The following is a 22,905-nucleotide window of genomic DNA, read 5'->3' as shown; positions in this document are numbered from 1 at the left end:
CGGCGATAACTTTGCCAGCACTGCGACTTTACGTTCATCGGAATAACGAGGCACTATCAACACCTGAACCGCCCAACTGGTTAAAAATTAAGTAGTGCCAACTATCCTGCCAGAGGGGGGAAGGCTCGCCCAACCTTTTTCAGCCATCTCCGGATTCGGCTGGCAGAACTGGCCAGAACGAATTCGACAACGCACTCGGTCACCACAAACGTTGATGCCATCACGACAAACTGTAGTGCCAGGCTACGATTTGGGTCGATAAACTGTGGCAGGAACGCGCTGAAAAACAAAATGCCTTTCGGGTTTGTTAACGATGCCAGCATGCCCTGACGCAAGAGCCGCCAGTTGTTGACGGCGTTTACCTCATAATTGGCTGTGGTGGTAATAGGGGGAGAGCGCCAAACCTGAATCCCAAGCCAAACGAGGTAGATGCCGCCGACCCACTTGAGGATTGAAAGCCAAATCAAAGATGACTTTATCAGCGCTCCGATTCCGAACATGCAAAGAGCAACAACAACGATAAAGCCAACCGCCCCACCCCAGATTGTAAACAGGGTTTTACGGCTTCCGTGCAATGCCCCGTGGGTCAGCGCAAGGAGCCCATTAGGACCAGGCGACAGAGATAAGCCAACGCAAGCGAAAAAGTACACAAACCATAAATCAAATTGCATTAATCCTACGCCCACTCTCATCAGTGACAAATTGCCGGGCGCTCCACCCAACCGTTTAATTCTCTCTCCCAGAGGTTTTTCTTGCGCGCCTGGGGGGCTGAAGCTGTCAATGCGCTCCAGCCCGTCGGACAAGGTCACCTGCATCCCACCGTTCAATCACTGTGGCTCCAGGATTTCGCAATGAATCGCCTGCGCAGCCGGCCACCGGCGCAAATTGCGAGTATCGCCTACAGTTACGGTTATTTCAAAGGCACCTTTGGCAGTCAGTCACGGACGTTTTTTGTTCTGCTCCATTGAAAGTACTCACTACCAAAGAGCCCGCCATTGGAATTTGTGAGGAGAGCAGGTGCAAGGGCCAATATCAGCTAAGCTGATCTGCGCAAAAAGGGACTGACAGAAGAATTTCTGTCGCAGAAAAAAACAACAAAGGGAAATAATGGAGGCGCGGGTCGGAATCGAACCGGCGTACGCGGAGTTGCAGTCCCGCGCCAACTGAAACAAATTTACCTTTATAACCAATGTGTTATGGATTTAACTTAAACAGATTTATCGCTCATTGCGCTCGTTTCGTGTCGTTTAAAATCAGATAGTTACCGATGCGTTTTTTCACCAAATTAGGGGGGGCAGCAGAAATCAGCTCTCGATCTCACCAGGCTAACTATGCAGCAGATCGCTAGACTCTAATTGCACACCCCGAAATGCTTCAGCTTGTTCAAGTGCGGCACTCCGACGATCACCCAAATCTATAAGAGTGTCCAAGATCTGAAGAAGAGACTTCGCTTGATTGCTTCGCAACGGGTAATTGGTATCCGAAAGGCACTGAATAACACCAGCTATACGTGCCGGTAACGATGTTCCTACCCAGCTCCCTTTCGCCTTCCACAGGTCTGTAAGGGCAGCATTAACTTGGGTGCAAAAAGCATCAAGTGGATAATCACTGCCGGCACGTTCGCACAACACGAGGAATTTACCCATGACGTAGGGGGACCAACCTACCGCGGACATTAGGCGAGTCACGTGTGGCATCACTTGATGTAAATCTCTCCAGTCATCATTTGCAAAGCGGGCTGACCCAGGGCAGTTCTGATCAACTGAGACAAACAATAGTGCCCTAATCAGTGTCGGTAACTCGTGTCCGGAGACATCTCCTCCACGATAGCTTCTAGGATCAAACTGCCGGTCCCTAATTATGCGGTCGATACAGCTGTCAAGGAGTTTGAGTGCTCCCGGGTGTATATCCGCAGCATCCATGACGTGCCTCGTCACGAGCCCATCCACAAACGATGAAAGCACAGTTAAGGCTTCATCCCGATCGGCACAAAAAGGCTGTAAAAGATTGTTTTCAAAGCATGCTTCATCCAGGTATGGCATCGCTCTTGCCAACAAACTGCCTAAAACCGAATTCCATTCATATAAATTCGACTCTCGGTCCAACCGCTCATCGGATTCTTGCCAGGAAGGCATTAAGCGTTCGCCCGTCCAATCTACAAGCTGCTGCAATGTAACTCTTATCAACTCAGAAAGATGCTTGGACTGAGACCACGATTCGATTGGGAAAAGCCCAAATATGCCAGCCGCAAAACGTGGGTTAAAAGCTGGATCTGGATCCTCCCAATTTTCTTCACTGACTCGCTTTTTACGGTATCGCCGGGTGTTCTCAGCCCATACCCAAGCTGGTGGCACATCTACAAACGGCTGAGGGGTGTTTTCTGTAAGTTTGGTCAGAGCTTTATCAAGGCTCTCTTCGTCAGCTCTCCGAGCAAGGGACCGATCAAGCTGCCCTCCCTCTTGAACGACAATTTGGTAATCAAGCGCCAAATCCATGGCCCGTTGTCCTGCGATCCAGGAAATGTGTTCATCTTTGTCGAGGAAAAGGGCTCGAAAAGCCTCTTTTTTTACATCTTGGATAGGGTGCGCTGTAAGCCGAAGAAGCCGCTCAGCAGAGTCCGATCTTGGTGATGAAGATCGACGATCTCGATATAAAGCGGCGATAAGATGTAATGCAGGGTGCCAAGGAACTTTAGCCCAATTTAAGTTCTCGGTTTCATCCATTTGCATGACACGCGCCATCACCTCCCAAGCCCACTCAGAGTTTTTTGATGCAGATGGATCGAAAGCGATGCTGCATGCCGCGATTGCCGACACCATACTTTGGTCAACGTGGGCCCCGACCTCGAACCTAACCTTAAACATCTCCTCAGTGTCTTTTTGCTGGGCGAACCGCACGGCATCAGGAAGCGACCACCGGTCCCCCAAGCGGTTATTCGATAGAGAATCCGTAGCCCAAGCTAGAACGTGCTGGGAAGTAAGGTAAGCATTGGCCTCATGAAACCTTTGCTCTTGCTCTTCCGTCATTTCGACCGGGGGTTCATATGAAATTTGAATATTTTCACCTTCACCGGAGGACTGCTTGTAGTTCCTGCGGTCACCCAATCCTGCCCACGCCGTGGCCCTTTCATATAAGTGTGAGACCTCCCCCTGGCTGGACTTTTGTTCTTCAAATTCGAAAGGCAAGGAATCTGGAAACTTAGCTAACGCGGATTGGAAACGCTCTCTCAACGAATCCTTGTCGCTCAGTGCAAAGGCCATCGCGAGATGGCGGATCTCACGTGAGCGGTATTTGCGTGCGTCCAGGAATTCTTTCGCCTTTGTCTGGGCATCACTAAGCCGGGCTAGCGGCCCCCAACCAAGGAAATCCATATTCCGACTGGATTCATTTATGAAACGGGCCAGATCGTGATGCCACAGACGCTGGCAGGAGGCAATCGGGAGCGTCGTCTCAGATACTTCAAACGCCTCAAGCGCCAGCATAAGAGCAATACCCAGCATCGCGTAACAGTTACTTCCTGCGAGTATCTCCTGAATAACCTCACTCGCTGATCGGCCTTTCTCGATCTCCTGAAAAGCCCAATAGCTCAGTGCAAGAATGGCACATTCAAGAGGTTGCGGTGCTAATTGGCCCAATGACCAGCTATAGACGTGCCAATCCCCCCAGAAGTCTTGGCGCCCCCAAGGAAATTCTACAGTCACGGGTAGAGGCTCGCCCATTCGCGGATTGATGGAATGAACCTGGCGCCAACCCTCGACGGCATGGTTAGCAAGCTCATTAACGAGACTCAGCGCCACATCCGGTTTGAGTCTGAATAAGCTTGCAAAAGGCTCATGCAATGCTGACGGCGGGTAGTAGTAATTAAACTCCCGATTGATCCCGATATCATCAAGGTCTGGCGCTCTGGAGCCCATCGACATGAACATATGCGGAGCGCGCAAAAACCGCCGCTCTTGTTCCTTCAATTCACGAGTCGGCTTGGCTCGTAGCTTAGCCAGCAATTCTATGTGCTCCTGCTGTTCGCGTTCTTCTCGATCAAGGCAGCTCTGTGGAAGCTCTTCCATTATTTCGGCTTTTGTAACAGCAACAATGGCTTTAGCATCCACATCCGCCATTATCTGAGTAAACATCACAAGTTCACCGAATGCCGAGCGCCGCATCTGTTTATTTTCAACTGCCCTTGCGTACAGCGCACGGGCCGGTTCGGGGTAGCTTCGTGCTGCGCGAAGGATAACTGTGCGAAGGCTGGTAATGAGATTGGAGTGTGCCACATAGCCTAACTCGCTCCATTTATCCCTTTTAGTGGCCTGGCTCTTTGAGTATTGTCGATCCTCCAGCTCTATCAACCAATTATTGCATTGCTCGATAATCGCAGCGGATCGGGGATTTTCGTAGTCTGCGAAAACATTCTGCCAGACCATAAAAATTTCTACGGCCCTGGGGATCAATCGCATAGAGAAACTAGACGCTTGTGGGATAAGCCAATCAATCAAACGCCCCCAACCTGATAAATCGGATGGCCATCCAAGTAAGTCAGCCATACGGATCTTTTCAATTCCACTCTGAGCAACGCTGGCTTGCTGGAGAACGATGGGATTTGGCATCGTGTGTTGGGCTTGGAACCACACCAAAACCTTCTCGAATAACTCATCATCAGTTGAGAGCAACGCACTGAATTCCACGGTGGCATTCGGAAAAGAGCTACTAAACGGTGGCGCCGTCAGCCATTCCCGACGCCATTGAGGCCTTAGGTTTTTGGCTTCTAGACTTTGGTACCAAGTCGTCCATAATCCCGGTTCACTCAGGGTACTTTGCGATAACAGACTAACGACCCGCCCTAGCAGTGGCGGCTCGCCAGCTGCGGACAGAGCCGTAGGCCATTCATCTGCCAAGTCGATTAACAGTCGGAAAAAAGCCCACTCGAAGAAAATATCATGTGTGAATGAATAGGCCCTGCCAAACTTGTCTTTTCGAATTACTTTGTCGTTTTCCAGAGCCCCAATCTGCATGAAGGTATTTTCTTTAAGCTTTCGCTGGGGAATTTCCTTTCCCAGACGGCTGACACCCGTCTCTGCCAGATCCAAAAGCGCTCGCTGACGCAGTGTACGATCAGAGGCGTGGGTATCATGACCTGCTCTGTCCCACCAAGCATTGATCAGATCGATTTCAGTTTTTGGCGAGCTCGACTTAATGAAAAGGTCCTGTGTGAGGATGCTAGCGAAGAACGGACGTCTTGAAATCTCGCTAATCGCCGAAGACCCGAACAGCAAATCTCTAAGTTCAGGCCTTTGGTTTGCGAGAGATTCAGCCTCTTCATCCGAAAAGGCTTTTACCAATACGTCACCTATCCCAGCCTCATTATAGAAACTAGATGGAAACCACGCGCGGTATGGCTCAAGTCCATGGTCACGCGACGTTGCGAGGATCCTCCAGTGCCGAAGCTCTTCATGAGTCTCAATAGTGGTGAGAAGATCAGTAATAATCCCTTTCTTATTCGGCGGAATCCGATCGATTCCATCAATAAAAAGAATCGGAGTACCGTTAGTTCCAATCTCAGCTAAAAGCTCAGATGCCGAGTGAGTCAAGCCCAAAGCTGCTGCAAACGTCGACCAACCGGTGCCAACTAATCGGTCGGATTTTAAAAACAAGATTGGCCCTTTTCTGGCAACTTTCGTTGCAAAGTGCTTCAATGCTGCAGATTTTCCGCAGCCTGGTAACCCAGTGATATTCACTAGGCGGTATCGTTCCAAACATTCGGCAATTTCATTTTGCAGCTCTAAGCGCTCTACATGGAAGTCAGCAATCGTTTCAGCGATATCGGTCAGGCCTTCAGAGGAGAAATCCGACAGGGCAGCGATGTCATTTCGATAGCTAGGAGCAACTCGCAGCCTTACCGTACCTCGCAACTGGTTGAGCAGTTGCTCACGCGTCCATTTACAGGCAGAACCGGCACCATCTCTGGCTATTCGGCACAGGCGATCAAAGAGTAGTGTTTCGAACCCACCTTCATTCGCAACCACCATCTCCTGAAGTCGAGTGATAACTTCGGCTCGTTGCATGCCGCCTTCTGTTAGACCGTCAAGTCGAAGTGCGATGAAATGTCGATAGAAGTCCGCCTCGGCGTAGTCTGTATGGGTTTTTGTCAGAGGCTTGAGAGACTCTCGCATCTTCGTTTCATTAGCTCCAGCGGATCCTTTTGCGGTAAAGCGGATCGCGAAGTCTGCTCCCTCTGAGCTCGAACGTGCCCAGTCAATAAGTCGACCCAGAGAGCGCATGGTACCGTCTGCTACTTGCTCCGTGACGAAGCCATAGGCATCTCGATCTTTCTGAAAGTCGGGACTAGATCGAGTTTCTACGGCAGCAGCCATGATTTCCCGAAAATCGGCATTCGACTCAGCACTTGTTATGCGGAGCGATCTCTTGGCTTGAAGGCCAAGCACTTTTTTTCCTGCGGAATCCTGGAACTCCACCACAATGTCATCCATCGGATGACCATGACCATCGCGTTGCACCGCAACCGACACGACTTTGCCTTCCAGCCCAGCGGCATGGCTCTCGCATAAAAGCGCAGCGAGATAGTAGGCGACGACACTATCTTCATATGTAAATCCCGCTCCCCCCGTGAGCTCCGTCGAGGCAGCACTGTCGGCATTCTCTTTGGTCATTAATTCGGCCTGCAAAAATCCTATAAATTTGAAGAACGACAGGTTCGCAATGGATTCCGAGCGACAGGTTCAAGACAACGAGCGATCTGTCTAGCTGTCAGGACTCTAGCGCGTTTTCCAGCACGTTGAAATCCGATTGTCATAGGAAGCTCCAAGGCGGCGGAGCTACTTGCCACGCCTGGGATCAATGATTGGTGCCAGAGCTCAGATAGTCCGTGCGATACGAGAGGCAACCAACTAACTCGGTGATGGTCTTTTTGTCCCTGAAAGTGGTTGCTGAGTTGTCAGCTTTCGTGAGCGCTGTCGCTATCCGGAGTAGGGACCGCGCGAAGGCTAAAATGATGCGCGGTAATATGTTCCTGCATGATTGCTAGTTCGTTTACCTCCAAGAGGTTAAGAATTGCCGTCCAATGATTGTCTAGGGAAAGCTGCTTCAGTCTGTTAAGCGCGCTATTTTGTTTACGGAACACATTTCGCTGATTAACTGCATCAAAAGCTTTGGAGTTAACTGAAATCCTTTCAACAACATCAGGTAGCAACACGGTGCCTCTGCCTACCTGGAGGGCCATTTCTAGCCCTTCAGGATCAAAATCGAAGTAGACCGCCAAATTCTCAGCTGGTTGGGCGCTCGCAATAAGCGCTGCTTCAGCAAAGTTATCTCCATGCCCACGGTAGAGCAAAACGCTGTCTCCCCAGCCATCTGGAAGTTGAATTCTATGGGCCTCGACCATCAAAGACCCATTCTCAACTAGCACCAGTTTTGTCTGCTTTAAGGCCTCTCGATCCACGAGCTCAGGCTTAACGCTCAGGATTGAGCCAGGAGGCGTCGACAACGGTCGGCCGGAGATCGTAACTTCGGCGGTACCTGTGGTCGCAAACAGGAGAAGTTCACCGAAAACTGATTTTGCAGCCCGCTTTTCGTCAGTGTTTTTTTCCGCCATCTCCACGCGACTGACTTTCGTGCTGTCAAATAAAGGGTCCAGCCCGAATCGATTTCGAGCATAATCCCTCAGGCGCTGAAGGTCGTTTTGATCGAACAGGAAAAGCCGACCCGAGATGCTTCCCGCCCCGGTCTCTTCGTGGAGCCGCGTCCACGTCTTGTTGCGTTGAGCACTCGTTTTGCCAGATTGAAGGACTTGTTGAATAGCTCGGAATTCACCGGGCGACATCGGCTTGCCTCAGCGTTAGGTCGTGAATATAGAGATTGTCCGGATACAGTGGGTCTGGCTCGGCCGAATAGTCGATTTCAATCGCCGCCTGATTTTCACGTGGAAGGGAATCTATCTCAGCAGCAAGTGTCGCCAACCATGTGGGCACGTCGACGGTCAGGCCACTGGCAGCAAGAACTTCGGTCGCAACGAGCTCACTTGCACCCAACTCACCTTCCAGAATGAACGCGAGGAGGGAATCGACCAAAGCCTCGACTGGATCCTCCTCTTCTTCGACAACTTCTCCATCAACATCAAACTCAACTGAATCAATAGCCGGGGGTGATTTTGGGGCTTCAAGGTCACCGTTTGCCAACGGATCGCGGGCTTTCGCCACAATCTCTATCAGCTCGTCCTCATCAGCGGGATCATATACGTCAGGTACAGCAGCCAGAATGAAGGGCTCAACGCTGTTAAGGGCTACCGGGCAACCCTCAAGATCCAGGTCGTCTATGGATGGTATGAACCCTGGGTTGCGAAGATAGTGTGCCTCAAGACTCCAGATCATTTTGTTGAGTCTCTGGTCCTCCCGCAAACGCACCAATAGCTTGCGAAGCTGGTTCAGGGCATAGGATAGATTGCTCCTGCCTTCCTCAAGTGTAACGGGAAGGTATTTCAGCAAGAGTCGCTTCAAAAATGAATCGTTGCCCGCATGGTCTCGCAGTTCGAGGATGTTGAATGAGTCAAACAGAGTGATTAGACGCCCTGCTCTTTCAATGGCTCGTTCATTTTCTCGAATGCGTAACTCCAAGTCCGTAATGTAAGAAAACCCACTGTTTATGTAGGCAGAAAAGGCTTCCGTGGCGATCCTGATGTCCTCAATCAGCCCGGACAGAGCCTCTTTGATTTCATCCTCTAGCCTCTCTTGGTCGGCTATAGCAACTTTGATTTTGGCTTGCTTGTATTGATCGAACAGCTCTGCAAGCTCTTCCCATAGCTTATCAATGTGCTGATTGGCCCAGCGTCTGCGATCAGATTCAGTAATATGCCCGAGAAATTGCGCGAGAACTTTCTTCAGGTGAGGCTCTTCATCGCCAATGCTCAAAATCAGGCGGTGCTGCTTCAAGGTTCTGATTAAGTGCTCATTTTCCAGCGTATCAGGGAGCCGGTTACCACGAGTCAGATGCGCTTCAAGGATCACTTCCGCGTGATTGGCCAGGATTCTCAGCGTTTTCTGAGCATCATCGATGCGAGCCATCAGGTCAGCCTCATCTGATTGTCTTCTTCAACAACCTCGGTCGAAATCCCCTCATGGGTCTGGATAAAGCTCATCATGTCGTAGAGCCAGGACCATTTCCCCGTCGCTTGATAAACCGTCCCAGCGGTACCGAAACGCACCAGATAGCCTTCTTTTACCAGTGCTTCCATGACTGCCCGAACTCGCTTCGCTACGTCTTGGTGTTTTGTATAGAAGAGACGCTTTTCTGTGAGCGATCGGAGCTTCTCTTCGAGTGTGGGCGTACTGGAGATTTCCTGAATCAATTTTCCTTCGGAGATGTGGTCGCCGGGGAATACCGGTCTGTCCCCTGTTTCAACATGCATGATCAAACGCAGGAATTGCACGAGCGCTTCAAGGTGGTTGGCTACTTCTTTGAACTGCTGCCGTACGCTCTCTTTCGCGCCCGAGCTAGATAGGTCCAGGTACGCGCAAACCCAAGCATCCCTCGTATTCGTTTGACGAAGTTTGCGATTCATCTGATTGAGGAACTGCTCAACTCGCGCCTGGTTATCGGGAATGGAAAGGTAGGTGACAAGATCCTCGTACCGGTAGTCACAAAGAATCTCTCCCCCGAGGAGGGCGGTGACTGTCTTCTCGAACAATGGGTTATTTGACATGCTCTTCTTCCCCTACGGGTTTGCTGGTCCGGGCAACCCCAGCAAAAAGACTGCTGTTCTCTGCCTGGTTCTCCTCCTGCTTCTTGCCGAAGATATGGATCTGCCCCTCATTCACACTTACTTTGTTCTCAAAGAACTTCCTAAGGCCGTGATCCAGCTTCGGACATGCGGAAATCATCGTGATGTTGTGTGATTCAAGCATGGAAGACAGGCGGGCAATGTTATTGGCACTCAATGTGGCCAGCTCATCAATCGGCCATGTAATTCTGGTGCTCAAATCCGGGGCAAGGTATCTGGTCATGCCAATGAAGACAGCCATGATTGCGAGATAAGTCAGCCCCGTAGAGCTCGCATTCAGGAAATCATTGTCATTGCGGATGATGACCAGCCGCCCGTTCTCCCGAAGCTGCAAAGTCATATCGACCATTGACTCAATGTCATGGCGCATTTTGGCATTGCGCAGAATGGTCACAACGGCATGGAAATCCTCAATCAATTCGGCTGTTGGGATGTCCCGGCGATTAGAAAGATGCCAATTCCGCCAATGCTCAACGAAGTTCTTCAGTGGAACCCAGCTTTCATCCTCATAAATCCGCGGTTGGAGGACAACTTGGATATCGCTGATGGAATCAATCTGCTGATCCGTGTTGATTGACCTTTGGAGCTTGTTGGAGACCTGTTTAACTTCCGATGCGAGAAGCTTGAGACTGTCAAAGTAATCGCCGAGCTCACCTGACGCTCCGTTGAACTGGTCTATCAGAGCATATCGGAGATGCGGGAGGTCTTGGTCGAGCAAAAGCCGCAGGCTTTCAGTCTCACCGAGCTCAAATTCGTCCGTGTATTGGTCCGTTGGGTCTGCCAAATTATCGACTCTGTACTGCCTAAGCTTGCGCCAGGCTTCATACACGTGAGTATTTTCGTAGCGATTGAGTACGCCCTTCGCTTTGCGGATGGCTTTAAGAACATGCTCTCGGAGCTGTTCCAGCTGCTGGTAGATGTTGCGAAGCTGTTCAGTCAATACGGGCGCATTACCAGGGAACTCCTGTGTGCCGCTATCATGCCCTTTGAACTTGTCGAGAATGAGGTTGGCCTCGTCGATCTCTTTCCCGATCTTTTTGGCTCGACCGCTAGACTCATCGATTTTATTCTGAAGGCCCTTCACTTTGTTTCGGTAGTCTTGCTGGGCATCCTCATGCTTCTGAGTTGCTGATTCCAGTTTCTTCTCTCGGTCGGAGCTCTCAGTCTGGAGAGCGTCTACCCTGGACCACTCCCGCTTCCGCCAATTGCGATACTCATGAACCTCGTCTTGTGCCTGCTCAATCTTTCGAATCGTCTTGTCGAGATCCTCTTTCAGTTCCCGTGCCCGGCGTACTTCTTCAGGATCAACACCTTCATCTTTGAGTTTCGATTCATGAGCGTCATTCAGAGTTTTGATTCGCCGCTCGTAATCCTCTTTGGCCTGATCCACGCGATTTTGGGCGGTGGTCGAGGCCGCAGTCAGTTCGGCCTCCTTCGTTGCCCACTGAGCCTTGATCTCAATGATGAGTTTGGAGTAACGATCTTCAATTGCTCTGATTCTTTGCTTGGTCTCATTATCAAAAGCTTCAAGCTGCTCAACAATTGAGGAAAGTTCCTTCCGCATGGAAGCCAGTCGCTCATCGAGTGCTTTCTTGGCCGTTTCCTTTTCACCCCGGAGCGCAGTCTCCGCGCTCTCAACTTGTTGCTTATGAAGATTCCAACGACTGGAGACCTGCCCCACTTCATTGGATCGCTCGGTATGAATGTCACTGCTGCGCTTTGCGGAAGCCTCAGCTTCCTTGCGAGCATTGATAGCCTGTTGGCGCTGCTCATCCTTTGCTTCAAGTTGCGCCTGAACTTCCAATTCAGAAGCTGCAAAATCAGGCACTGGCAATTGCTCAAGATCCAGACTCCAACCCATTACAGTTCTGCTGGTCGATTCAACAAGCTCGGGGCTCAGGTCGCCTCTGGCCAACAAATCTGAACTGATCACCTTGCCCAGAGTCTGGCCCCACTCAGGGTCCGCGTCTCGAAGTCGGGCAAGCCAACTGTCCTTTTCAGGCGTAAGCCGCTGGCGCAGTTGTTCGAATTCGCTATCAATCCGCTCAACAGATTTCTCGGCATCTTCCAGCCTGTTCAGGGCCTTCTCTCTGTCCTGACGTGCCTGTTCCTGCTTTCTTTCTGCTTCGCTCAGCTCCTGGGACGCTCTCCTTTCTTCTGATTTCCGTTCATCCAACGCCGCTTCGGCCTCTGCAATCGCCGATTGCTCTTCATCAGTGAAACGAGGGTTTTCGATCTGGGTCTCCAACTTTACCCGGCTCTCACCCATGTCCGATCTCAGTTCAAGGCGAGACTGTTTGAGGTCGGCTATCTCCTGTGTCCGTTCATTGGTGCGTTTGGATAGATTCTGCTCATGGGAGTGCTTCGCATCTTTGAGCGACGCATCAGCCTTTTGTGCCGCTGCTATCCGTTCGCCCTGTTCCTCATTGAAGCTTTCGCGAATCTTGGCGATTTGGCGTTCATGCTCGTTCTCCAGCTGGCTTACGCGGCTGGTAAGGGTTTTGAAATCCTCTTCCGCTTCGGACAATTTCCGGCGGTACTCCGGCAGATTCTTGAGCTCTTGATCGAGCTCCGGCAGCCCTTTGTCCTCATACTCTTCCTGTTGCTGGAAAATCGTGTTCAACGCGTCATTAAGTGCGGACAGCTCTCGGCGCTGGGTGGCGACCTCTGAGCCCAACCTCTCATCCTTGACCCGGAAATCATCCTCCAGCTCTTTCAACTCTCCTTGTAAGTCATCCGCTTGCTTCTGCAATTCACTACGACGCTCAGAAAGGTCTTCCAAAGTGGCCCGCAGTTGGGTGGCTATTCTTGCTCCTTGCTCAACCAGCGCTTTACGCTCACCGTCCTTAACGAGACAAGCTCGAATAGCCTCTTCCTCACCATCAAACGCTTTCAAGCTTTTGATGTCATTGACCAGGTCAGACTCGTGGAGAATCATCGGTCGCTTGTTGACGTGGATATCGTTGAACATCGTCTCGCAGATCATCGTCTTGAAGCTGGAGAGCAATCTGTTTTTGTTCAGTACAACGTGGGTGAGCCTGTCGATATGGCTCATGGAACTGTCGGGACCGCCCATCCCGAAGTCATTGGAAAGCGCTCTCAACCTACGGATTTCGTTAGGTTGACGTTTGATGAGTTTGGGATTGCGTTGAATAACGGCCCGGTAGTCTTTAATTGTGTCGATCATGGACGACACATTGATGCCCTCACCTCTCAACAAATCGAAAACCACGTCGTGGGTGGCACCGCCCATGAGAGCTTCCTTCACTTGGGGCAGAAAGAAGTTTTCCTCAAGTCCTCCCTCAACAAAGCGGTAGCAAATCTTGTTCTGTGGATGACGGTACATCACTGCACAGCAAAGGCCAGTTGAACGGCGATACTCGAAAATGATCAGCGATTGTAGAGTATTGAGGTAGAAATCAATGAAAGGATCGCGGCCACCGGCCCGGTTGGTGATGCGCTCCGGCTCCTCACCGTAAAAAGCGGGGATTAACTGTAGGACAGAGGTTTTGCCTGCGCCGTTGGTACCGCCTACGTGAGTCCGCTCTCGACATTCAACTCTAATGGTCCGTCCAGCAAATTTCTTAAAAGAGTGGTGAAGCACAATGCTTTCGAGTCCATACGTTGGCTCAGGCGAGTCCATCAATTCCTCCGGGGCAAGGCATCCGACATACCGGGATAATGCGCTTTATAGGGTTGAAGCAAGGATTCTGCACAGCTTGACAAGATCAGGTCAATATTTTGGACGATCGGCCATATTCGGGAGCGAAGAGCCCATACGGTACCTTTGGCGTTTGTATTTTTGCTCATCGCTAGGTAACGGTTCGACGTAAGCTTAATCTGTCAGGGCGACAAATATTGTCGCTTCAGATCAATAATGGCAGGTAGGGGTCGTCCATTACGTCCACCGTGAACGGAAGTGTCACCGAAGTGGACTCCAAGTGTACTTTCAGATAGACGCACTTGATCCGATTTTCTGAAAGTACACTTGGAGTCCATTTGGAGGACACTAGCTAAGACAACCCTAGTGCTCCCTAATATCAACCCGCCCACAACGTGCTGAAAACACAAAAAAATCGCGCTAACTCTGCTGGACAACCCGAATGCCGAAAGGCAAGATATTGGTAGATTGAGGCATCAGCCTCCGCGTGTAGCTGGCACCGTAAAACCAAACAGCATCTCCAATATTGATCGCTTAACGGTCAAACCAAAATGCCCGACCGGGCAATATTTTCGTTTATATCCCTTGTGGAATCATCTTCACCTACCGCCCTTAGGGGCTATCCACACCACAAGAATCTCTGTCTTCCCTCGTCTGGGCCGATTGAGATGACTGAATGTGGCCGGGTGCAAACCGCCTGATATAAGTGCGTTTGCCCGCACCTGATCACAATCGAGTAACGAAACGCAGAACGAAACCCTGTTCTGTGGCCGGACTAAAGGTTCAACCCTTGATCAACGATGCGTCATCACCGTCATCGGCCAGTAGCATTTCGCACTCACCCCAAACGACATCGTCATTTTTGATGTCATTCCGGCCCTCGAAACTCATGCTGACAACGTGAGTACCCTCCCCGAACTGACCCACCAGTCTGTTTGAAACGGGTTGAGGGCCGCCGTCAAATGCGCCAGCAGCGGCGCGAGCATAGACCCGGAGCCACATATCTTGACGTGGTGAATACTGACTGAGCTTCGGGGTTTGGGTCTGTGCGCATGGCGAATCAACGGCTCTACCCCGTTTGCTCAGGATTCGCCATGCACCTCGCTGCTACCTCTCAATACACCCAGACACATACGGAGAAAACCATGATCACAAAGGGCTTTAAGCGATCCCCAAAAAAGCGAAATTTTGGACTCGGTGCCAAGCCTGGCTTCGCAGCCAAAATCGCACTGGCAGATATGTTCGGCAGTCATGATCACTACAGCACTCGACACACGCACGGCCAACGGTTTAAGCATTTTCTGGTGTGGCTGTCAGAGCTCGATGAACCGATTAAAGATCTCCGCCTGATTACGCAAGCGCACCTGGACGCGTATGCGCATTATCTGGCCGAGCGAGTTGAACTCGGCACAACGAGTGTTGCCTACGCCCAGAATCTGATTTCTACGGTAAATACTGTGATGCTGGCAGCGCGACGAGATCGGCATATATTCCTGCCACCTTCCGAGTTTGTCGGTGCCCGTTCCTATATCCGAACCGATGTACCAAACACCACCGCAGACAATATTCGCTTGGCCGTCAGATCGGCTGAACAGGACAACAACCTCAAGGGCGCAGCAATGATCCTTTTGGCGAGGGCGTTTGGAATGCGCCTCCGAGAAGCTGCACTGGCGAATCTCAAACGATTGCAGTCGGAATCCGTTGAATTCGGGCGCGTTTGGATTCTCGACGGCACTAAGGGGGGCAGAAGGAGTAGAGAGCGGTTTGTTGTCGTTGGCACCCGGCAACAGGAAGCACTCGATTACGCGCTAGCCACCATTCCAAACCAGCACGACTGCCTAGTGGATGCCTACGGCAGCTATCGGCGCTTTATCAATCAGGTTATCAATCCTATGCGCACCTCGCTGAAGGGCGCTGGCATTCGGTGCTTTAAGGATCTCCGAGCGGAAAGAATGATAGAGATTTACGAGGAACACTGCGGCCATCCTGCCCCACTCAAACAGACTGGCGCCTTTAACCGTGACGCGGATCTAGAGGGGCGACGGGAGGTGTCCAGAGAGGCCGGGCATGGGCGGATAGGTGTGGCTGCCTCATACATAGGAAAGCGTGCCCGTAGAAATCAGGAGGCCTCTCGTCGTGAATCTGAATAATATCCAGAAAAAACTCAAGTGTTCTAACACCCCGGCTGCCGAACGAACCAGGCTCCGGCATATCAGACGCATCGAGAAAATGGCTGCAGCAATTCAGGACCGATTCCCCGAGGTTCGTCATCCCAACCAAATCAAGCTGAAGCATTGCCGGTGGTTACAGGAGCACTGGCTATCTGACACCACCGCAAAGGATTACAGAACCGCCTTACGGTTATTAATCCGAGCGTTGGGCCGAGAGGAGTACTGGGCAAAACCACTGAATATGCATCCTCGCTCCCGGGGCGGCCGACCAGCCAGTTTGACGGTTGTCAGATCTAGGTCGCCCAAATTTGGCCGATAGCTCCAACCGTGGGGTGCTCTTTGATATCTGTTCGGTCAGGACAAACCCAAAAAACTCACAATCTGGCTCTAATTGCTCTAAAAATGGAATTACACGAAACTACGTGGAGTTGCTTTTCCATACGCTGACTACTCCTTAATGGATATCGGAGAAGTCGAATGATGTATGAGAAACCAGCAAATCAGAACAATGCAGTTTTCAGTGCTGCTAGCAATTCCCTCGTAAGCGTTCGGTGGCAAACTGCGCAAACACCCCTTTCCAAGCGCGACCATTTCTATCTCCAGGTCACTGATATTGACCCAGCACCATTGAACATCCGGTTCGACGAAGAGGAAAAACAGCTTCTCGTACCTATGTTCACTAATGATGTCCACGGACCTGTTGATCTGATGCTGATTGGCCAAGACGGACGACCCTCGCAACTGGCCCAGAATGGCGTTGGATACTCCAAAATTTCAGGTATGGGAGAGGGCAAGATCTTCTGCGTGGATTATGCCAGTGGTCACACTTTGTGGAGAGCCACTGGACGCACGGTAGTAGTGTGCTGGAAACCGGAATGGCTGAGAACCATAACCGGGACGTTCCCTGCTCACCCAGATAATTGTATCGCTCTGGACTCGAACACTTGCACGCAAACCGACTTTGCGGATACCTGGAGTATTCGATCCTTTCCAGACTCAATAACAAATGCAATGATGACATCTCTCCCATTTTACATGTCTACGCCGGCCAAGAACTTCTTAGGTCTGGGGGTTGAGGGCACAGCAAAAATCTTGTCGCTCCCACCGGTTTCTAAAGCCCCAGTGTTTCTCCCTGATGAGCTGGACGACATAGAGTTGTCCAAATCACAAGAAACCTGGCTGAAAGAGCTGGCGAATACAGGCGATGCTAAAACTGCTGCATCCCTTGCGCTGAGCATTGGTAAACGACTATTACCCCAAGTGCCAGTCAAACTGAGCCTCAGCGAGCTCCGAGGATTGGTTGAAGGATCCATCAACCAGCCAGTGATCCACCCCAAAACCCTGGATAACATCTGGACAGAGCTCAAGCGCCAACTCGACCTTCGCCGTGACACGGCTTTGATGCCAGTAACTATGCCTAAGATGGTATCCACTTCGCATCAACTGGAGATATGTCCTTCCGGACTCCCGACCATCATCGACTATGACAGCCATGGCGTTACTGTAGTTTGCGCACCCACTGGATCTGGGAAAACCCAGATGATTGGACGCCCCTTGGCCGATTGGGCTGCTGCCAATGGGTTCTCCTTTCTCGCCATTTGTCACCGAATCAGCCTGACAACGGAACTTGCAAAGCGCCTCGCTTTGAATAATTACATCGATCAGGAACCAACTCATCCTGATCGGGGGCTTGCGATTTGCCTTCCCTCTATAACTAACCCAAAATTTGAGTCATTGGTTCGCCGAAACCAAGTTCTTTTCATCGACGAAATTTCACAAGTGCTTCGATTCCTGACTTCGGATGACTGTTGCCGTACATCGTCAGCGACAAACGAGCAGGTATTTGAGCGACTAAAGTCCCTTGTCGCGAACGCACACTCCGTGGTCGTCGCCGATGCAAGCATCGATGCGAGAACCATAACATTCCTTGAAACATGCCGCCCGGGTGAGCGTTTCCGTATCATCGATGTCCCCAAGCCGGAAGATGCCGGTATCCAAGGCGTTTATTATTTAGGAGCCAAAGCTCAGGAGCACATAGCTCAACAAGGGCTGGCTGAGCTGGATTCCGGAGGAAAAATTTGGATTGCAGCGGAGGCCAAAAAATCCGTTGAAGTGTTGGAACAGATTTTTGTGGAGAGGGGGTATCGAACCCTTGCTATTCACTCCGGCAATAAGGGAGGGAAACGACAAAGCCGGCTCCTGGCGAATGCAGACGCTGAAAGCCTCTATTATGACGTAGTTATCGCTTCACCAGTCATCAGCTCGGGCATATCGATCCAGCATGAATCCGTGCCAGATAACCAACGATTCACCCTGGGGCTCTACGTCGGTGGCGGATATACGCACACTCCCGTTGACGCATTTCAGCAGCTGAGAAGGGTGCGATATCTCACGGAGTTCGTGCTCGGCCTCAGGCAGCTCGGAAAACGAGGGACAGAGATATTCGACTGCAGCAGTCAAATTCAAGCGGTACGTTCAGCAACAAGACTTGAACGCAGAAACCAGGAAATTACGTCGTTCGATCATTTTGTGGCGGATATTCAGGCGGAAGAAGCGCGGATGAAAAAAGACTTTGCCGCCGGGCTACTCTGGCAACTCGATGCCGCGGGATGGCGACTAGCTGCTAGCTCAGATCATTCTCAAGGATCAGCCACCAATGGCCAAGCCCAAGCCAAAGCCGCAGCACGCGCAAAGGACCGATATATTCAGGCGATGATATCGGCCCCAGTATTGAACGACAGCGAAGCAATAGAGCTCAAGCGTCTTCGCAATCGCACAGAGGCACAAAATGTCATGTTGGAGGCTCACACTTTGCGAACGAACCTCGGCCTGGGTAACGTGCCCATTACCCGTGAGTTGGTCGAGTTTTGGGATCATGGCCGAGGCATCAAAAAACTGGACCTATTCGATGCCCTCAGAGGGATCGTCCCGAAATACACGCGACGTAGAGGGTCGGCCATTAATGAGGAATACCCTGTGGCGAGGGCCAAGGCGCTCCGGTGGCTCTTTGCTGACATCAACTTCCTGCAGCCCTACCGAGATGAAACAGCTTATATCGTAGCGGACAGGATCCATGAACAATCGGATCTGCTCAGGTTTCTCGGTATTGCATCAACCTCAAAGAAACCTACCGGCCAACCCACTCGGCTGATGAACAAGGTACTGAAAAATATTGGCCTTACCGTTAAAGAGACTCAAAAGTGCAGGGTCAACTGTGGTGATGAAATCTCAATTGGCCAGATTAGCAAGGGCAACCCTATCAAACGATTTTACGCAGTCACGCCAGATAGCTACAAAAAGTTGCAGCTTTTAGCTGATCAGCGTAACCGCGGACGCGAGACAGTGACTTTGGGTGAAGCATGGGCCAGCGAACAGGCACCGGACCTTTTGCAGTTACACTGAACCATCGAGCCAGGCATAGCCTTCCCCGGCCAAGGAGTTGGCTTCTGGATATTAATCGCAAGCCTGGGCAGGTGATTAATAACCAGATCCATGGGCACAGTGTGGCAGATTCGGGATGAATTACTAAGAGTAATATGCCCTATCTGCCACACCGGTGCCGTTAATGGTCGAGTACCGAAACTCACCTTCGAGACAGATTTTTTTCGCGCACCCGCCGCCAGTACGTCAGAACTCGATCCCCCAACCCGCCTCTTCCTGGCCGGGGCCTTCCATCTCTGCCCAGCCGTCTCTGGGGCAGAGAAAGCCATCCCCCCAAATCGCTAGTGAGAAAAGCCCCCCGCCATGGATAAGAAGGTTGGCTGCGCAGTTCGTGCCCGTAGGCACAAAGCTCGACATCATCATTCAGAATCCCCGGTGTGGCACTTCCGAGGTGATTTACTAGAAGAATATGCCCAATCTGCCACACCTAGGCCAGACGCATTGGGCAACACCCAATATTTTTCCTTGGCCGGGGCCCTTTAAAGCTCAACGGCGATTTTCTGATTCAGAGGTGCCAGATTGATAACCAAAGCACGACGGATCGTATCCCACTCATCCTCTGAAAAGTCCCTCTTTACCAAATTTCCCAGAAGTTCCTCTTGTCGAGGTTGGCCAAACGCCAGACGGTAGAGCGACAAGATTTTGAGAGCCTCATCCAATCGAGCCTCCTCGCGACTCATAGGCATCATTGGAACCAGTCTTTCAATTTGCGCGGTCCCTGAAGGGATATGCCAATACGGCATCAAATCGCTCGTCCGATTTTCAGAGAGGTGGTCGATTGCTGAAAACAGGTGTTCCCAATAATCGCCGCGGTCACTTTGCTGGTCCAGATCTAAGCCGTGACATTTTGCGTATTCAGTCGCCCGGCGGCGAACCACTAGAGACTTATAGCGGTTTACGCGCCCTTCCCTTTGTTCAATATCGATCGGATTGGACGGCAAATTCCAATGAACCACCCGGTTGCAATACCAGTGAAAGTCTAAGCCCTCCTGGCCGATGGATGTGGAATTAAGCATGAACGGCTTGAACGGCGAATTAAAACCATCCCGAATGTGCTCTACGCGAACCTGCTGCTTGTCATCGGCCGCACTCTGAATGCCCAGTGGTACCGCGAAATGACAACGCAAAGTGGCGTTCATTGGGATTAAATGACGCTTGCCGTCTTGGTGGCCCAAATACTGAAAGGTGATGGAGGAGGTTTGGAAGCCCATGACGCCTGCCAATCTCTCTGCAGCCTCCTCGGCAGACAGACCGGCACCCTTCAACAGATGGCCATATTCATCGAGCATCGCCTGAAAGCCACCTTGTGCACAGTAGTTCAAAATTTGACGAGACTTCCAGATACTACTCAGATGTGCGGCATTCTTCAGCCGGGTTCCTGACTGCTTTTCGAGCACGGCAATCGACTCGGGCTTATTGAATAGCGTAAGCACCCCAAAAGCGATACCAATTGCCGCACTATATGTCGCCGACGCGCCAATATCGTAAAGAAGCCCCGAGAACATACGAAAAGCGCATACGCCAGGTCCTGCAATCGAAAGCAGGGCCAGATAATCAGCGAGGTCGTTTGGCATCTTGCCCAGCGTTTTTCGCCCGCTAAGCAGCTGCTCCAGGCTGTCCTCGATTTCATCCAGATGCTTCCGCCGCCCTACATCCTTTGAGTTTGCCTGCTCGGTCTGCAGCCAATTCTGCCAGTCTTCCAGTGCATCGCTGTAACCACTGACATGGTCCAGCAACATGCCAGCATACGCATACCAATTATGGTCCTCAGGCCCGTCACTCTCATATTGACGGAGCCTTGTCAGCCTATCCCCAAACTGCACACTCCGCAGGGCCAGAAGCTCGTCCAATGAGGTATCACTGCGAACTAAAGATTCCGACGCCAACACCCGCGAGGGATAAATCAGTGACCACCCTGTTAGCGCGTTCTTACCTTCAAGGCGAATGAGTGGAACACTCCGTTTCTTATCCTCGACAAAATATTTGGAGCGACCGCCCTTTCCTTTCTGGAGACGTCTCTCCATTTCGTAAGATAGCAATCCACTCAGGGCTCGTGGAACCATTGCCCAGGACGAGAACAACAGAGTTTTGGTGAAGTTCCGATTGGCTGCAAATGCGCCCTGTAAGGGGTAATGGGGAGAGCTTGGGGGAATCCACAACAATTCCTCCACCCTGTCATCGAAGATCCGCTTTACGAGCCCTCGAACTTTTGCGTTCGGTGCCTCTTCTGAGAGGTTCAGTCGAAAATTAGCAATACGCTCCCGAGGTAACCAACTGACTGTCGATTTTCCGAGAGCAGACCGGACCTTGGGGTTCTTCAGATTCCGCTCCAGTCTGTCTCTGAACGAGTAGCCACCGAGAAAAGACAACGCCCAGGGAGCCGATTTATAGAACTCCATCAGTTGATGACCGTGTCGCGCTTGGGACACCTGATCAACCGTGTCCGCCAGTAAAGTCATTGCTGCAAAGGATTTGATATCGCTGTTGCTAAAATACTTCCCGCAATCCAGGGGCTTCGATGTGAATACCGAGTCAACGTTCTCTCCGATCTGTCCGCGCTCGGTACGGGCAATAAAATCTGAAAGTGCCCGCTCCACTCTCCTTTTCTCAGCATCCGAGAGATCCTCTACTAAAAACGAATCATCCCGGAGACGCAGTATCGTCGCTAAAAGATCCTTTCTGGCAGCCTCATACTCGGAAAGCCGTTGCTGATCCGAATGCATCAAAAATGTCAGTAGGTGGCGTAGCTCTTCTTGATGGGATGCTTCAACTTCATCATCTTCTATGCGGCTCAGCGCTTTAAAGGGCGTTGCAGATAACAGCAGGATTTTTCCAGGATTATCGCGCTTGAATACCTCCTGTGCGATCAGGGCATTTTCAGAATCCGCCGACATGTCCAGAAGGGAATCAAAACGCTGGAATTCATCCAGAATGAATAGATCTGCGTGAATATGCTGAGCACAGGTTTTCGCAAGTTTGGTCCGCAGTTCCGAGCGTAACCGATAAAAGGAAGCAGAACCGACGGTTAGCTCTGTTCCGGCAATGCCAGCCAAAAGCTCATTCCAGGTTTCCTGGGAATCACTGGCAAAATAGCCGGAAAACCGACGACTAATGGCCTCCAGCACATCAATGTATGAGCAGCCGGACACCCCAAGCCAGTCAGCAAGATCCTCCGAAAGCGATGCCTCGGATTCAAGATCTCTTAAAAATTCATCTACCAGATCGTCACTCAGTTCATACCATCCTTGAAACCATCGCTCCTGCGTATCCCAAGTGCTCTGTTTAACCTCGCTACGCATAAGCCGATCCAGTACCGGCCTCCATGGCTGCAATGCCGCGTGGCTCATCAGACACTGAAAGAGGATCTGCCGCTCCCAAACGTTACCGTCACTGTTTGTGAGTGAGAACGAGGTGGAGGGGGTCAGTGAACAGACCTCAAGCAACTGGCCATTGGTCCCGTGCCTTTCTCTGACTGCCAACTCCACCAAACGACCGAAAGAGGGCTCTCTGACGTATTTCTCGGCAAGATCATCACTGAACACCGCCAGCTTTTTACGGTTCTCGTTGGCCAAGGCCAGATTGGAACAGATATAGGTCACTCGAAAAGGTTGCGGGGGGCGCTCGTCATCGCCGGTTTGCAGGCTTTGATTTAGCCGCAGGCGAAGCATCTGTGCGATTACCCCTTTCGCGACAATGGTTTTGCCCAAACCGACTTCATCAGCAACAAGAACTCGCTCGCTGTGTCCCTCTGAAAAGAAGTTTTCAATCACTCTCTCTACCGAGGCTTGCTGGAAATCTTTCAAGCCAGCCAGCGTTTTTTCGATTTGCTCAAACACCTCATGCAT

Annotated in this window: 10 protein-coding genes; 2 read left to right on the top strand and 8 right to left on the bottom strand. The window is 51.2% G+C overall.

The genetic code is table 11. From position 1 onward, the window contains the following. Positions 1-101: 101 nt before the first annotated feature. From CDH48_RS08700 to CDH48_RS08670, 7 genes are all read right to left on the bottom strand, one after another. Entirely contained in the window at positions 102-671 is a 570-nt protein-coding gene (locus tag CDH48_RS08700) for a LysE family translocator (protein WP_100688353.1), read from the bottom strand. Between the two features lie 654 nt (positions 672-1,325). After that, a complete protein-coding gene (locus CDH48_RS08695; RefSeq protein WP_100688340.1) occupies positions 1,326-6,665 on the bottom strand; it encodes an AAA family ATPase in 5,340 nt (1,779 codons plus the stop codon). Between the two features lie 284 nt (positions 6,666-6,949). After that, positions 6,950-7,834: a DUF7281 domain-containing protein gene (locus CDH48_RS08690; protein ID WP_100688339.1), complete on the bottom strand. Its 885-nt coding sequence runs from the start codon at positions 7,832-7,834 to the stop codon at positions 6,950-6,952. After that, positions 7,821-9,071 carry a hypothetical protein gene (locus CDH48_RS08685; protein WP_100688338.1) on the bottom strand — a complete coding sequence of 417 codons (1,251 nt, stop codon included), beginning with the start codon at positions 9,069-9,071 and terminating at the stop codon, positions 7,821-7,823. The genes CDH48_RS08690 and CDH48_RS08685 overlap by 14 nt, the downstream gene beginning before the upstream one ends. Then, positions 9,071-9,709, bottom strand: a complete 639-nt coding sequence (locus CDH48_RS08680; protein ID WP_100688337.1) for a condensin complex protein MksE — start codon at positions 9,707-9,709, stop codon at positions 9,071-9,073. The genes CDH48_RS08685 and CDH48_RS08680 overlap by 1 nt, the downstream gene beginning before the upstream one ends. After that, complete coding sequence (locus tag CDH48_RS08675; RefSeq protein WP_100688336.1) at positions 9,699-13,430, bottom strand: ATP-binding protein; 3,732 nt, start codon at positions 13,428-13,430, stop codon at positions 9,699-9,701. Before CDH48_RS08675 ends, CDH48_RS08680 begins: the two co-directional genes overlap by 11 nt. Positions 13,431-14,231: 801 nt before the next feature. Further along, positions 14,232-14,375, bottom strand: coding sequence for a hypothetical protein (locus CDH48_RS08670; protein ID WP_157807810.1), 144 nt, complete (start codon positions 14,373-14,375; stop codon positions 14,232-14,234). 218 nt (positions 14,376-14,593) lie between these two features. Between CDH48_RS08670 and CDH48_RS08665 the strand changes: the two genes are divergently transcribed. Together CDH48_RS08665 and CDH48_RS08660 are read left to right on the top strand one after the other, a co-directional pair. Further along, positions 14,594-15,598: an integrase domain-containing protein gene (locus CDH48_RS08665; RefSeq protein ID WP_157807809.1), complete on the top strand. Its 1,005-nt coding sequence runs from the start codon at positions 14,594-14,596 to the stop codon at positions 15,596-15,598. Positions 15,599-16,096: 498 nt separating this feature from the next. Further along, positions 16,097-19,021, top strand: coding sequence for a plasmid replication protein, CyRepA1 family (locus tag CDH48_RS08660; RefSeq protein WP_100688333.1), 2,925 nt, complete (start codon positions 16,097-16,099; stop codon positions 19,019-19,021). Positions 19,022-19,539: 518 nt separating this feature from the next. Here the strand turns inward: CDH48_RS08660 and CDH48_RS08655 are convergent. Then, complete coding sequence (locus CDH48_RS08655; RefSeq protein ID WP_100688332.1) at positions 19,540-22,905, bottom strand: DEAD/DEAH box helicase; 3,366 nt, start codon at positions 22,903-22,905, stop codon at positions 19,540-19,542.

Origin of the sequence: Marinobacter aromaticivorans, from assembly GCF_002806975.1 — a bacterium.
Classification (GTDB): domain Bacteria; phylum Pseudomonadota; class Gammaproteobacteria; order Pseudomonadales; family Oleiphilaceae; genus Marinobacter; species Marinobacter aromaticivorans.
Note: the sequence above shows the minus strand (reverse complement) of the source record. Positions and strands in the feature narration are given on the sequence as shown.

Excerpts from the sequence above, each read along its gene's own strand:
- CDH48_RS08700 (WP_100688353.1), bottom strand. The coding sequence starts at position 671 with ATGCAATTTGATTTATGGTTTGTGTACTTTTTCGCTTGCGTTGGCTTA.
- CDH48_RS08695 (WP_100688340.1), bottom strand. The coding sequence starts at position 6,665 with ATGACCAAAGAGAATGCCGACAGTGCTGCCTCGACGGAGCTCACGGGG.
- CDH48_RS08690 (WP_100688339.1), bottom strand. The coding sequence starts at position 7,834 with ATGTCGCCCGGTGAATTCCGAGCTATTCAACAAGTCCTTCAATCTGGC.
- CDH48_RS08685 (WP_100688338.1), bottom strand. The coding sequence starts at position 9,071 with ATGGCTCGCATCGATGATGCTCAGAAAACGCTGAGAATCCTGGCCAAT.
- CDH48_RS08680 (WP_100688337.1), bottom strand. The coding sequence starts at position 9,709 with ATGTCAAATAACCCATTGTTCGAGAAGACAGTCACCGCCCTCCTCGGG.
- CDH48_RS08675 (WP_100688336.1), bottom strand. The coding sequence starts at position 13,430 with ATGGACTCGCCTGAGCCAACGTATGGACTCGAAAGCATTGTGCTTCAC.
- CDH48_RS08665 (WP_157807809.1), top strand. The coding sequence starts at position 14,594 with ATGATCACAAAGGGCTTTAAGCGATCCCCAAAAAAGCGAAATTTTGGA.
- CDH48_RS08660 (WP_100688333.1), top strand. The coding sequence starts at position 16,097 with ATGATGTATGAGAAACCAGCAAATCAGAACAATGCAGTTTTCAGTGCT.
- CDH48_RS08655 (WP_100688332.1), bottom strand. The coding sequence starts at position 22,905 with ATGCATGAGGTGTTTGAGCAAATCGAAAAAACGCTGGCTGGCTTGAAA.